The following is a 12,892-nucleotide window of genomic DNA, read 5'->3' as shown; positions in this document are numbered from 1 at the left end:
TGTCTAATTATGAAGAAACTTTATGAAACAGGCAAATTTAATTTACTGGTTTTCTATGGCTTAAAGTGAATTTTTGAATCATAAACACTAGTATAAATGTGATGAATGAAACCGTTGCAACACTACCTGATATAGAAGTGTCCGTGAAATACCCAAATATGCCGCCGGCTATACTATTGAATGCCGCAATAATCAGTGTGAGCCAAATCATTCTAAATAGTCTTTTGGAAACTAAATAAGCAGTCATGGCCGGGGCCGTAAAGAAACTAATGACGAGTATTGAACCAACAGTATCAAAAGCCGTTACTGCTGTAATAGAAACTAGTGACATCAGAATGTAGTAGATCAATGTTGCCGAAAAGCCAGAAACAGCAGCGAATATTGGATCAAAACTTGTGACTTTTAATTCTTTGTAACACAAGAGAACGAAGATGATATTAATTAGTAAAATAATCGATAATTGAACAAGTGCATAGGGTAGGCTGAAACCTAAAATATCGATGCGATTTAAGGGGGCGAATAAGACTTGCCCCATAAGGACGACGTCGATATCTAAGTGCACGTCATCTGCATATCTCGACACTAAAATGACGGCAATTGCAAATAAAGCTGTAAAGACAATGCCGATTGAAGCATCGGCTTTGACTAACTTAGAGTTAGAAATTAGCTCTATTAGATAGACGGTTAATAAGCCGATAACTGTTGCTCCGATGATGAGTAGGGGTGATCGTAAATCATTGGTGATGAAAAAAGCGAGTACGATACCAAGTAAAATCGTATGACTGATAGCATCGGTTGTCATCGCCTGTCCTTTTAAGACTAAAAATACACCAAGTAAACTCGTTGCAAGTGCCGTGATGAGTAGGACTGCAAATACTTCTATCATATGTTGGCACCTCGCTTTTTACTTTGAATAATTTTAGCACCGAGCCCTTTTGGTGCAACAATTAGAGATAGTATAAATAGAATACTGAGTGATAAAATAATCGCTGGACCAGTCGGTATGCCTGTGAATGCAGTTGAAACATAGGTGCCTATAAAGGCTGAAACGCCCCCTGAAATACCAGCGATAATGAGCACATTAAGGAAACGGTTCGACCATAAACTGCCTATGACAGCAGGTATGATTAAAATATTTACGATAAGAATGGCACCAACTGCCTTCAGTCCAACTGAAATTAAGACAATTGTCATGAGTAAGACCAGTGCATTCATTAAGTTTTTATTAATGCCGATTGTACGGCTGTATGTTTCATCAAAAATATAGATTCTTAATTGATGATAGGAAATAATAAATATCAGCAGATTGATCAGTGCAGCAGCAATGATGATATAGACATCAGATTTCAACATATAGGCAGCCTGACCAAATATAAAGTCATCAATCCCTTGGGTACCTGAAAAATTTGAATTGCCTTGAACGTAGCTTTTTAAGACCATGCCTAAACCGAAAAAACTAGACAGAATTAAGGCAAGGGCACTGTCTAAGGAAGTCTTTGACTCTGAAGTGATTTTGTTTATAAACCAAAAGGCAAGAACTCCAAATATGACTGCACCAATCACGAGGACTGAGGTTTCCATCATGCCAAAAATCATAAAGGCAATGACAACACCTGGAAAAGTTGCATGACCGATTGCATCACCAATTAAACTTTGTCCCTTTAAGACGCTTACAGTACCCACTACGCCTGAAGCGATTGCTAAAATGACCGTGCCGAGAGCGACAATTATAAATGAATAAGACGTTAAAATATCCATTACTTATCACATCATTTCATAATAAGCGGCATTAATATTGTCTTCTGACCAGACTTCTTTTACCGGGCCGCTTGCAATGACTGTTTTGTTTAATATAATGACATGATCAAAATATTCAGGCACAGTATTTAAATTGTGATGGACAACTAAAAAAGTCTTACCTTGTTTTTGTAAATTTTTCATGGTGTCGATAATTAACTTTTCGGTTGTAATGTCAATACCTTGAAGCGGCTCATCCATAAGGTAAATACTCGCATCATGTGCAATAGCACGTGCTAAAAAGACGCGCTGACGTTGACCGCCTGATAACTCAGAGATTTGACGGTCTTTATATTCTGTCATCTTAATTGTTTTCAGTGCTTCTAGAGCGATTCTTTTATCCTCGTTATTTGGTCTTTTAAACCAACCTTTATGAACATAGCGTCCCATTGTGACGACGTCTAAGACAGTAGCAGGGAAATCCCAGTTAACGTCGCCTTTTTGAGGCACATAGGCAATATTTTTAAGTGCTTTTTTACTAGTGTCATCCATAACTAATGTCGTCCCTGATGTGGGTTTGATTAACTTCATGATTGTCTTCATTAATGTTGATTTACCCGCACCATTTGGACCGACAACCGCAGTTAAACTCCCTGCTTTAACATCTATATTTAAATGACGGACTGCAGCCTTATTGTTATAGGCTACAGTTAAATCATTTACGTTAATTATTGAATGTGACATAGTTATCCTCCTTTATTTAAGATTATCGACGATCGTATCAATATTATGGCGGTACATACCAATAAAGGTATCGCCAGCATCACCTTCTACGGCTAATGAGTCAGATAGCAACTTATCTTCGTTGCTGTTAACCACTTCTACCGAACCACCTTTAGATTCGACAATTTCCTGAAGGCGTGTCATTCTGTCTGGATTTGTCGTTGTTTCTACAAAGATTGCTTTAATATTGTTGTCAGCAATTAAATTTGCAGTTTCTTCAATTTGGTTATTTGAAACTTCACTGTCAGTAGAGAAACCTTGAGGTGCGTGAACATCTATATCTTGAGTTTTCTCTAGGTATTGGAAAGCATCGTGAGGCGTCACAAGAATACGGGATTCCTTAGGAATTTCTTCGACTCTATCTGATACGTAAGTTTTAAGTTCATCAAGCACTTTAATATAGTTATCATAATTTTGTTCATAATCATCCACAGCTTCAGGATTGTTCTCGATTAAAGTATCCTTCACTTTTGTAACAGATTGTTTGTAAAGTTCGATATCAAACCAGAAGTGAGGGTCAGTTTCAGAGCCTCCCTCATCATCTTCCATTGTCGTTAAATGATCCGTATTGAAATCATCAGTAATCGATACACCTTCCTCAAGCACATCTGCCATTCGACCTTCAAAATTTAAACCGTGGTAAAGCACGGTATCCGCATCACCTAACGCCCTAAGGTCACTTGCCTTAGGTTCATAAACGTGTGGGTCCTCTCCAGCAGGAATAATCATTTCAACATTGTAGCCATCTATACCTTCATCTAAAACAGAGACCATATCATTGATAAAGGTCGTCGTGACAACAAGATTTTGTTTATTGTTGTCAGTTTCAGAGCTTGCTTCAGTACTACAAGCGGCTAAGATAATCGTTAAAGTTAATGCTATTATCATCGTTATTATTTTTTTCATCTGTATAAACTCTCCTTTTGTTGGATTATATAAATTTAAATATTAGGTTACCCTAACTTTTTGGATTAGTCAAACCGAAATAGAGAGGGAGGTTATGTTGAGTGTGTTTGAGAAAAATGTTGAAAGGCTAAGTGATACTAAATGGTTTGATTTTATGTTGGAATGCGTTAGTGAATTGGTAAGAGAAGGGGAATTTTCAATGGTCAAGGAGAATGAAAGTAAAAAACTAAAAGGGAGGAGCGTAAACTATTTATTTGGGGTTTAGTGATAGGGATAATACTGGATGACATTTTGGGTAATCCGATTGTTATATTAATTGAATATATAATTGAGCATTTTTAAGTGTGATTGGGCTTCGAAAAATAAACGACTTCGCGAAAAGGCGAAATCACGAACTCGATAAATAAACGACTTCGCACAAAGCCCACAATATACAACAACACCACAAAAAAGAGCTGATAAAAATCAGCTCTTACAATTCAAATCTATTCCAGTGGTTGCGGATTTGTTGCCCACATCTCACTATTTTTAACAAAGGTTCTAGGATTAATTTTCAGTTGGTTCACAATGATATCAGCAATGTCTTCTGGATGTGTCATTGTTTCTGGATCTAGGTTAGGTTCTCTTGTTAATACAGCGGATGGTGTGAGGTAAGACATGCGAATATTGTCTTTTCTCACTTCTCGCATGACCCCTTCAGTCAAACCGATAACTGCGTGTTTTGAAGCAGAGTAAAGAGCGCTAGATTCTGATGCTCTTAGACCAGAAACGGAAGCGATATTGACAACGTCCCCACGCTGTTCTTTTTGCATATACGGTAGGACAGCTTTCATCGTGTAGTACATACCGAACACGTTGACATCTAACATCTGCCTGAACATGTCTTCGTTGTCGTCAAAGAAACTACCGCCGCCCATGATTCCTGCATTATTGATAAGAATATCAATCGTACCGAATTCTTCGACTACCGATGATACGATTTCATCTACTTCTTCTTTTACAGATACATCACCGCGAATTGCGATTGTTGACACTTTATATTCATTTAAAATAGCAAGGGCTTCCTTTAGAGTGTCTTCATTACGTGCTGTAATTGCGATGTTGACGCCTTCTCTGGCAAGCGCTTCAGCAGTTTTTAAGCCTATTCCTTTTGAACCACCTGTAATCAATGCATTTTTACCATTCAAGTCTTGCATAATTTTCCCTCCTATTTTTTAGTTCTCATTATGAAATGAACTTATTTTTAAGTATAATAAAGATATTAAGAACATGATATCCATATGCTTGTATACAAAGGAGGACGGAATCATGGCAGAGCATGGTCAGACTAATATCTTTGATGATGTACTAAAGGATAATGAATCATTTGTGATTGTTGTACAAGAAGTGATGGATAACAACGGTGCACTTCAAAAAAAGATACTTCGTGAATATCCGAGCTTAGATCATACAGCAATGAAAAACTTATTTGATCACTTAAAAGATACGTATTTAAACGAAACTTTTAGTGAACACGGGACATATTTTGATATTACGGTTTATACTAATGAAGACTATGCGGCAGAAAACATTTATGCCCATACTAAAAAGTATAGAAATAAGAAAGAATGGACTAAAACATCCAAGTAAAAGGAGTACTTAAACATGAGAATGGTAGACATTATCGCTAAAAAGCGTGACGGCAACACTTTAACAAAAGAGGAAATTGAATTCTTCGTCAATGGATATACCAAAGGTGAGGTGCCTGATTACCAGGCTTCAGCACTTTTAATGGCAATCTTCTATAATGATATGACACCTGAAGAATCTGCTGATTTAACGATGGCAATGGTGGAATCTGGAGATCAAATCAATTTAGCAGATATCGACGGCATCAAAGTGGATAAACACTCTACAGGTGGTGTTGGAGATACGACTACGCTTGTATTGGCACCACTAGTGGCAGCTTTAGATGTACCAGTGGCAAAAATGAGTGGTCGTGGCCTGGGTCACACAGGTGGAACAATTGATAAGTTAGAAGCCCTAGATGGCTTCCACGTAGAATTGTCACAGGATGACTTCGTAAATCTAGTTAACAAGGACAAGCTCGCTGTAATTGGGCAGTCTGGAAACTTAACCCCTGCAGATAAGAAAATCTATGCTCTACGTGACGTGACTGCAACTGTGAACTCAATCCCACTGATTGCAAGTTCGATTATGAGTAAGAAAATTGCTGCGGGTGCAGATGCGATTGTTTTAGATGTTAAGGTGGGCGATGGTGCCTTCATGAAGACCGAGGAGGATGCAGTTGCCTTAGCTGAAGCGATGGTCCAAATTGGTAATAATGTTGGTCGTCGTACGATGGCTATTATTTCAAGTATGGAAGAACCACTTGGTTATGCAGTCGGCAATGCAAATGAAGTGCGTGAAGCAATTGACACTCTAAAAGGTGAAGGGCCAGAAGATTTAACAGAACTCTCATTAACTCTAGCAAGTCAAATGGTCGTTGTTGGCGGTAAGGCTGAGACGATTGAAGAAGCGAGAACAATGCTAGAAGAAGTCATTAAGAATGGTAAGGCGCTCGAGAAATTTAAAGCCTTTGTTAAAAACCAAGGTGGAGATGATTCCTTAGTTGATCATCCAGAAAACCTCGCTCAAGCGAAATATCATATTGACGTTGTAGCAACTGAGTCAGGCTTTATTGAGTCAATTGATGCAGAGAACGTTGGTGTGGCAGCATCTATCCTAGGTGCAGGGCGTCAGACTAAAGATGACGAGATCGACTTAGCTGTCGGCATTATACATAAGAAAAAAGTAGGCGACAAGGTCAATAAGGGCGATGTTCTTGCTGTTTTAGAAGCAAATACGGATAGTGTTGATGATGTTGTGAAACGTGTTCAAGACAGTTATCATTACGGTAAAGATGAAGTACACACTAAATTAATTAAACGTATTATTACTGCATAAAAGGAGTGGACTTATGATTGAAGAATTAATCCCACAATATAATTTATTAGAAGATAGCTATAAAGAAAAAGTTAAAGCGCAATTTGAAACTTTGGATTTAAATTTAATTAAACATGTCTATGAAGATGTGTACTTAAAGAGTAATGAAATGGACTTAACAAAAGTTGAAGAAGTCCCTCACGTGTTAAAGCAGGACCTTGATGTAGATGCAGTTTCTGGACTTGCAACAACAGCGATTGAAAACGGTGAGGTCGCAGTTGTTCTACTTGCGGGTGGACAAGGTACTCGCTTAGAGCACTCAGGTCCAAAGGGGACTTTCTCTTTTGAAGGTGTTTCTTTATTCGAATTACAAGCAAGAGAAATTCTTAAATATAAAAAAGCAGATGGTAGTCTACCTGTGCACTGGTATATCATGACGAGTGATATCAATCATGAAGAAACATTACAATTCTTTGAAGACCACTTGTATTTTGAAGTGCCAAAAGATAACATTCACTTCTTCAAACAAGAGCATTTCCCACCTTTATCTAAAGATGGAGAATTGTTATTAACAGAAGAAAAAGACATCATGCTTACACCTAATGGTAATGGTGGGATCTTCAGTTCACTTAAAAGTAGTGGCATGCTAGATGATATGGTAGATAGAGGCGTCAAAAATGTGTTCATGAACAACGTTGATAATGTTGTTGTAAAAGTATTAGACCCTGCTTTAATTGGTCTACATTTACAGGATCAAAATGATGTCACATCTAAATCCATTACTCCAAAAGAAGGAGAGTCTGTCGGTAGATTGGCTGTCTTAGACGGTTATAAAGGTGTTGTTGAATATACTGAACTTCCAGAAGGTAGCGAAGATCAGTTCACTAATGGGAATATAGGGATTCATGTCTATAGCATGAATTTCTTAAATGAAGCTGCAGACGGTGCAATGCCATATCACCTTGCATTAAAAAAACTAGTGCATCTAGGACAGCATCTCGAGGTGACTAAGGAAGAAGTATTGAAATTTGAAAAATTCTACTTTGATGCCTTTAGATATGCTGGCAAACACAACACGCTTCAAGTAGACCGAAAAGGTGAGTTCTCCCCACTAAAAAATAAAGTGGGCAAGGATAGTATTGAGACTGCCTTTAACGATCTTTCTGAAGAAGGGTTGATTTAATGTATGGGGAGTCAGAACAAATGGGAGAAAAACACAACCAAGAGAATGTAACTTCTAGAATCGAACGTACTTTAAAAAGTGTTGTACCCTTATCTTTTGGAGAGGAAGTTGGCAATGCAGTCAGTCATGGTGTGGCAGCACTGATTTTCATTTTCCTCTTACCATTTACTGCGATTTATATGTACGTCCTTGGTGGGATTAGTCACGCAGTTGGGGGTTCGATCTTTGTCATTAGTATGTTGCTCATGTTTCTGACGTCTACCCTCTACCATTCGATGGCGCATAATACCAATCACAAGTACGTTATGCGTTTACTAGACCATAGTTTTATCTATGTTGCTATCGCTGGAACGTATACCCCGATTGCTTTATCAGTAGTAGGCGGAACTTTTGGACTCGTTATTTTAATCATTCAATGGCTGGCGACAATTCTTGGTATCTTATATAAGGTATTGGCACCAGTCGTTAATGAAAAGGTGAGCTTGGCATTTTATCTGGTAATGGGTTGGTCAGCAGTTCTATTCATACCAACTATTATTACGGATACGTCATGGCAGTTCATGAGTCTGATTATACTAGGTGGTGTATTTTACACGGTTGGTGCATGGTTTTACGCACAAAAAACGCGTAACTACTTCCATATGATTTGGCATTTCTTCATTATTGCTGCTGCAATATGTCACTATTTTGCAATTGTGTTCTATATATGAGCGGATACTATGGTAAAATACGTACCAATAAAGAACCGAGGGTGGTCTTATGAAAATTGTATTTTACGGGGCTGGTAATATGGCCAGCGCAATCTTTACAGGAATGATTCATAAAGGAATTGTCAGTGCAAAAGATATTTATATCACAAGTAAATCTAATCGAATTACTGCTATGGCCTTTAAAGAATCATTAGGTTTAAATGTCTCTTATGACGATAAGGAACTGTGTGAAGATGCTGATTATATTGTGCTGGCATCGAAGCCTCAAAATTTCTCAGATGTTGCAGATAGAATTCGTCCGCATTTAACAGAAAAGACGAAATTAGTGTCTGTCATGGCTGGAATTAGAATTGAAACTGTGCAAGAAGAATTTGCAACGGGTAATCCAGTTGCAAGAATTATGCCAAACACCAATGCGATGGTTCAACACTCAGTTAATGGTATTGCCTTTTCTGATAACTTTTTAGAACGTGAAGAACTGATTAAACTTATGGCAAGTTTCGGGAAAAATGTAGTGGTTGAAGAAGATGGTATGGATAACATCACAGCAGCAACTGGTTCAGGTCCTGCTTTTCTCTACTATATATACGAACAATATGCGAATAGTTTAGTAGAACTCGGCTTTTCAGAAGAGGATGCGCATGAGTTAACACGTGAACTTGTTATCGGGACAGGTAAAACGTTATTGAACAGAGATGAATCGTTTGAGCGTTTAAGAAAAGATATTACTTCTAAAGCTGGAACTACTGAAGCCGGCTTAGATACTTTAATGGAGTTCAAACTCCAAGAAATGATTTTTAAAACCTTGGGCTCAGCAAGAGACCGTAGCAAGAAACTAAGTGAACGATAAATGAAACTAAGAATACTTTCATATATAATCATATATGAAAGTATTTTTTTCTGAGGATGATAATTATGGCAGACTTATATTTTAATGGGAAAATTTATACGATGACTGGTGAAAACGAAGTTGTTGAAGCCGTCTTAGTAGAAGATACAACAGTGAAAGCTGTAGGTACGTTTGAAGAATTGAAAAGTTTAGCAAATCAACATATTGATTTACAAGGCCAGACGATGATGCCTGCCTTAACGGATGTACACCAGCACCTGATTATGATTGGTAAAAAATTAGCATTACTTGCATTAGATGATGTGACTGACATAGATGAAATGAAGCAACAAGTTGCGGATTTTGATTCTAATCATAAGTGGAATAATATTCTTGGTTATGATGAAAATAATTTTGATAATCAATACAAGATTCATATTGAAGAACTTGATCAGTTAACTGAAAAACCAACCTTAATTACGCGCATTTGTTCTCATGCAGGTGTAGTGAACTCCAAAGCATTTGAAGCTTTAGGCATTACAAAAGATACAAAAAACCCAGAAGGTGGGTACTTTGAAAAAGACGAAAATGGTGAACTAACTGGATGGGTCTATGACAAAGCCTTTGAAGAAATGAGAGCAGCAACGGTAGATGATACAGTTGAGTCGATTAGTGAAGATATTACTCGTGCCGTTAAATATATGCATTCCCTAGGTATTGTTGGCGCTCATACCGAAGACCTTGCTTATTATGGTGACTTCAATGTGCCGCTTGACGCTTACCTTCAAACACTTGGTGAAAAAGAACTTAAATTCCGTGCGAATTTACTAACACATGAACAAGTTTATGAAGATGTCGTGAAAGCAAATAAGGCCTATAAGAAGAACTACGTCGAACGTGATGCCATGAAAATCTTTGCAGATGGTGCATTCGGTGCAAAAACTGCCTTAGTAAGTGAACCGTATGTTAATTCCGATGACCAAGGCCTGCAAATTCACACAAGAGAAAAATTAGAAGAAATGGTCCAGACAGCAAGAAAAAATAAAGATGCGATTGCAGTTCACATGATTGGTGACCGTGCGATTGAAATGGTGCTAGATACTATAGAAAAATACCCAGTAGCCAAAGGTAAGCACGATAGACTGATTCATGTGAGTCTCCTACGTCCAGATCTTATAGAACGTATGGCGAACCTACCAGTCATCTGTGATATTCAACCGACATTCTTAACCTCAGATATGCCTTGGGTAGAGGACTATATTGGTAGTAGTCGTGCGAAGTACTTGTATCCATTTAAAACCCTCCTCGATAAAGGACTCGTTCTCGGTGGGTCATCAGACGCTCCAATTGAAAAGGTAAATCCATTTTTAGGAATTCATGCCTTAATCACTCGTGAAAAAGATGGTGTAGTATACAATCCGAATGAGATTGTTGACCGTTATGATGCCTTTAGAATGTACACAACAGAAGCAGCAAAAATTGTTTATAGAGAAGATATTCAAGGTCAGATTAAACCGGGCTTTCTTGCGGACTTCATTGTATTGGATAGAGATGTGATGACAATAGAGCCAGATGAACTTTTAGATGTACAAGTCTTACAGACAATTATTGATGGTGAGGTCGTCTTTGAGCTGTAGCGATAAGTTCAAGATTGAGTGATATTAGGGGTAACGATCTTATGTTATTATTAGAAGTATTGGAATCAAGTTGAAGTTAGGAGCGTTTACATGATAACTGAAAGTAAGGTTAGAGAGATTATCGGAGCGTTAAATGATCCGATTTTAAATGTCCCGATCAGTGACACAGAAGGGCTGCTGGAGGTCAGTATAAAAGAAGAAAAAAATCATGTCAGTCTAAAGGTCGCAATCGGTCGTGAAGGTGGCCAAGAGCAATTAGACTTACAGATGAAGATTGTTAACCTGTTAAAAGAAGCGGGTGCAGATAGTGTCGGACTACGTTTTCAAGAGTTACCAGATGAAACAATTGAAAAATTCCGATCAACTCGCGGCGCAGCAATGGAACTTGGCTTTACACTTGGGAAGACAGAGTTTATCTCAATTGCATCAGGTAAGGGCGGCGTAGGTAAATCTACGGTTGCTGTGAACTTAGCTGTTGCCTTAGCTGAAAAAGGTAAGAAAGTTGGTCTCATTGACGCAGATATTTACGGCTTTAGTGTCCCGGATATGATGGGTATTACTGAGCGCCCTGCTTTAGATGGTGAAACAATTATACCAGTGAACCGTTTTGGTGTTGAAGTCATATCTATGGCGTTCTTCGTTGAAGAAAACACACCAGTAATTTGGCGTGGCCCAATGCTCGGACAAATGTTAACAAGTTTCTTTGAAGAAGTCAGATGGGGTGATCTTGATTACCTACTATTAGACTTACCACCGGGAACAGGGGATGTCGCTTTAGATATTCACCAGATGTTACCGCACTCTAAAGAAATTATTGTGACAACACCTCACCCGACTGCAGCCTTCGTTGCAGCGCGAGCTGGTGCCATGGCGCAGCATACAGATCATGAAATAATTGGTGTCATTGAAAATATGAGTTACTTCCAAAGTAAAGAAACGGGTAATAAGGAATATATTTTTGGTTCAGGTGGTGGTCAAAAACTTGCCGATGAACTGAACACACCTCTATTAGGACAGTTGCCACTCGGACAACCAAATTGGAATGAGGATGATTTTGCACCTTCTGTTTATATTGATGATGAGATCAGTAGAGTTTATAGTGCAATGGCCGACAAAGTAATTGGAGGATCAGCAGAATGACTTCCAAATATTTAGTTAAGTTCTACTTTGTCACTTTACTAATTGGGGCAGTAATTACTACCCTAATTAGTTTGGTGACTGAATATGATGCTGTGACAACCTTCCTATTTCAAGGTGAGTTCGGTGACTTTTTCGTTGGACTTCTATTCCTAATTGGTTACGGGCTCCTAATTGCCACAGTCAGTCAAGTAGTCTTCTACATATATCTATTCATTAATCCATTAGGTCTAGGTATCTTTAGACGCTTGTGGCCATATGTTCAACTTTTACTGATACTGTATGCAATCTTTGACTTGTTCTACTTAAGATTTAGACAAGTAGGTGCAGGTCACGAGTCAACCTGGTCATATGTATGGATTCCGATTATTATCGTCATTGCTGGAATATTCTTTGCATACTATAAGAATAAGATTTCAGAGACAAATGTATTTATTCCATCATTATTCTTTATGATCTTTATGACGTCTTTAACTTTAATTCCATTTATATCAGTAGAAAATACAGATTGGATTTATCGTTCAGTATTTACCGTAATACTTACAAACGCATATCAATTAATCAGACTACCTAAATATATCGAAGACTCCGAGCGTGAAAGAAAAGAACGCGGACGTACAACAAGGGCAGATGTTAATGAGCAAAAGCGTAAAGAATTAGAGGAAGAGAAAAGAAAACGTGAAGAAAAAGACAATAAGCAAATTAAAGCAAGTAAGAAATTAGGTTATAAGAATAAGACTAGAGCTGCAAAAAGTGACAGTAAGAAATAAAAATTGATTTATATAAAGCCCGTCAAGACAATGTTTGACGGGCTTTATATATTTTATTTTAAAAATTATAAGAAAAAGTATTGACCTTTATAAATTAACTTGATAAAATATAAAAGTCGTCAAAACAAGACGTAATCAAAAAATAACAATCTTAACATTAATTTAATGAATCTCTTGCATTTAGAAAATGAACGTGTTAAGATAATTAAGCAATAAAAAACGAGAACATTGAAAACTGAATGACAATATGTCAACGTTTAATTCCGAATAAAAAG

At 37.7% G+C, this 12,892-nt stretch carries 14 protein-coding genes; 9 read left to right on the top strand and 5 right to left on the bottom strand.

Going from position 1 to position 12,892, the window contains the following annotated elements; all coding sequences use genetic code 11:
• Positions 1–37: 37 nt before the first annotated feature.
• From EYB29_RS09315 to EYB29_RS09300, 4 genes are read right to left on the bottom strand one after another with little or no spacing between them, the layout of a single operon-like run.
• Positions 38–886 carry a metal ABC transporter permease gene (locus tag EYB29_RS09315; protein WP_166627117.1) on the bottom strand — a complete coding sequence of 283 codons (849 nt, stop codon included), beginning with the start codon at positions 884–886 and terminating at the stop codon, positions 38–40.
• Positions 883–1,758, bottom strand: a complete 876-nt coding sequence (locus tag EYB29_RS09310) for a metal ABC transporter permease (RefSeq protein ID WP_166627116.1) — start codon at positions 1,756–1,758, stop codon at positions 883–885. The genes EYB29_RS09315 and EYB29_RS09310 overlap by 4 nt, the downstream gene beginning before the upstream one ends.
• Before the next feature lie 6 nt (positions 1,759–1,764).
• A complete protein-coding gene (locus EYB29_RS09305; RefSeq protein WP_166627115.1) occupies positions 1,765–2,481 on the bottom strand; it encodes a metal ABC transporter ATP-binding protein in 717 nt (238 codons plus the stop codon).
• Positions 2,482–2,493: 12 nt separating this feature from the next.
• Positions 2,494–3,426: a metal ABC transporter solute-binding protein, Zn/Mn family gene (locus EYB29_RS09300; protein ID WP_166627114.1), complete on the bottom strand. Its 933-nt coding sequence runs from the start codon at positions 3,424–3,426 to the stop codon at positions 2,494–2,496.
• Positions 3,427–3,529: 103 nt separating this feature from the next.
• Here EYB29_RS09300 and EYB29_RS09295 point away from each other — a divergent pair, with 103 nt between their 5' ends.
• Positions 3,530–3,691 carry a hypothetical protein gene (locus EYB29_RS09295; protein WP_166627113.1) on the top strand — a complete coding sequence of 54 codons (162 nt, stop codon included), beginning with the start codon at positions 3,530–3,532 and terminating at the stop codon, positions 3,689–3,691.
• 220 nt (positions 3,692–3,911) lie between these two features.
• Here the strand turns inward: EYB29_RS09295 and EYB29_RS09290 are convergent, their stop codons facing one another.
• Entirely contained in the window at positions 3,912–4,622 is a 711-nt protein-coding gene (locus tag EYB29_RS09290) for an SDR family NAD(P)-dependent oxidoreductase (protein ID WP_166627112.1), read from the bottom strand.
• 112 nt (positions 4,623–4,734) lie between these two features.
• Here EYB29_RS09290 and EYB29_RS09285 point away from each other — a divergent pair, with 112 nt between their 5' ends.
• The 8 genes from EYB29_RS09285 (at position 4,735) to EYB29_RS09250 (ending at position 12,617) form a co-directional block, all read left to right on the top strand.
• Positions 4,735–5,055, top strand: coding sequence for a hypothetical protein (locus EYB29_RS09285; RefSeq protein WP_166627111.1), 321 nt, complete (start codon positions 4,735–4,737; stop codon positions 5,053–5,055).
• 15 nt (positions 5,056–5,070) lie between these two features.
• On the top strand, positions 5,071–6,372 hold the full coding sequence (locus EYB29_RS09280) for a pyrimidine-nucleoside phosphorylase (RefSeq protein ID WP_166627110.1): 1,302 nt from the start codon (positions 5,071–5,073) through the stop codon (positions 6,370–6,372).
• A 13-nt stretch (positions 6,373–6,385) separates the two neighbouring features.
• The gene (locus tag EYB29_RS09275; protein WP_026865734.1) at positions 6,386–7,534 is read left to right on the top strand and encodes a UTP--glucose-1-phosphate uridylyltransferase; all 1,149 of its coding nucleotides are present in this window, start codon (positions 6,386–6,388) and stop codon (positions 7,532–7,534) included.
• A gap of 20 nt (positions 7,535–7,554) precedes the next feature.
• Entirely contained in the window at positions 7,555–8,244 is a 690-nt protein-coding gene (trhA, locus tag EYB29_RS09270; RefSeq protein WP_166627109.1) for a PAQR family membrane homeostasis protein TrhA, read from the top strand.
• A 49-nt stretch (positions 8,245–8,293) separates the two neighbouring features.
• Positions 8,294–9,094 carry a pyrroline-5-carboxylate reductase gene (gene proC / locus EYB29_RS09265; protein ID WP_026865732.1) on the top strand — a complete coding sequence of 267 codons (801 nt, stop codon included), beginning with the start codon at positions 8,294–8,296 and terminating at the stop codon, positions 9,092–9,094.
• A 65-nt stretch (positions 9,095–9,159) separates the two neighbouring features.
• Positions 9,160–10,710: an amidohydrolase gene (locus EYB29_RS09260; RefSeq protein WP_166627108.1), complete on the top strand. Its 1,551-nt coding sequence runs from the start codon at positions 9,160–9,162 to the stop codon at positions 10,708–10,710.
• A 90-nt stretch (positions 10,711–10,800) separates the two neighbouring features.
• Positions 10,801–11,850, top strand: coding sequence for an Mrp/NBP35 family ATP-binding protein (locus EYB29_RS09255; RefSeq protein ID WP_166627107.1), 1,050 nt, complete (start codon positions 10,801–10,803; stop codon positions 11,848–11,850).
• Complete coding sequence (locus EYB29_RS09250; protein WP_026865729.1) at positions 11,847–12,617, top strand: KinB-signaling pathway activation protein; 771 nt, start codon at positions 11,847–11,849, stop codon at positions 12,615–12,617. Before EYB29_RS09255 ends, EYB29_RS09250 begins: the two co-directional genes overlap by 4 nt.
• Positions 12,618–12,892: the final 275 nt, after the last annotated feature.

It is taken from the genome of Jeotgalicoccus sp. S0W5 (genome assembly GCF_011634875.1).
GTDB lineage: Bacteria > Bacillota > Bacilli > Staphylococcales > Salinicoccaceae > Jeotgalicoccus > Jeotgalicoccus marinus.
Note: the sequence above shows the minus strand (reverse complement) of the source record. Positions and strands in the feature narration are given on the sequence as shown.

Coding starts and splice junctions, on each gene's coding strand:
- EYB29_RS09315 (WP_166627117.1), bottom strand. CDS start 886: ATGATAGAAGTATTTGCAGTCCTACTCATCACGGCACTTGCAACGAGT.
- EYB29_RS09305 (WP_166627115.1), bottom strand. CDS start 2,481: ATGTCACATTCAATAATTAACGTAAATGATTTAACTGTAGCCTATAAC.
- EYB29_RS09290 (WP_166627112.1), bottom strand. CDS start 4,622: ATGCAAGACTTGAATGGTAAAAATGCATTGATTACAGGTGGTTCAAAA.
- EYB29_RS09260 (WP_166627108.1), top strand. CDS start 9,160: ATGGCAGACTTATATTTTAATGGGAAAATTTATACGATGACTGGTGAA.
- trhA (WP_166627109.1), top strand. CDS start 7,555: ATGGGAGAAAAACACAACCAAGAGAATGTAACTTCTAGAATCGAACGT.
- EYB29_RS09250 (WP_026865729.1), top strand. CDS start 11,847: ATGACTTCCAAATATTTAGTTAAGTTCTACTTTGTCACTTTACTAATT.
- proC (WP_026865732.1), top strand. CDS start 8,294: ATGAAAATTGTATTTTACGGGGCTGGTAATATGGCCAGCGCAATCTTT.
- EYB29_RS09280 (WP_166627110.1), top strand. CDS start 5,071: ATGAGAATGGTAGACATTATCGCTAAAAAGCGTGACGGCAACACTTTA.
- EYB29_RS09285 (WP_166627111.1), top strand. CDS start 4,735: ATGGCAGAGCATGGTCAGACTAATATCTTTGATGATGTACTAAAGGAT.
- EYB29_RS09310 (WP_166627116.1), bottom strand. CDS start 1,758: ATGGATATTTTAACGTCTTATTCATTTATAATTGTCGCTCTCGGCACG.
- EYB29_RS09275 (WP_026865734.1), top strand. CDS start 6,386: ATGATTGAAGAATTAATCCCACAATATAATTTATTAGAAGATAGCTAT.
- EYB29_RS09300 (WP_166627114.1), bottom strand. CDS start 3,426: ATGAAAAAAATAATAACGATGATAATAGCATTAACTTTAACGATTATC.
- EYB29_RS09255 (WP_166627107.1), top strand. CDS start 10,801: ATGATAACTGAAAGTAAGGTTAGAGAGATTATCGGAGCGTTAAATGAT.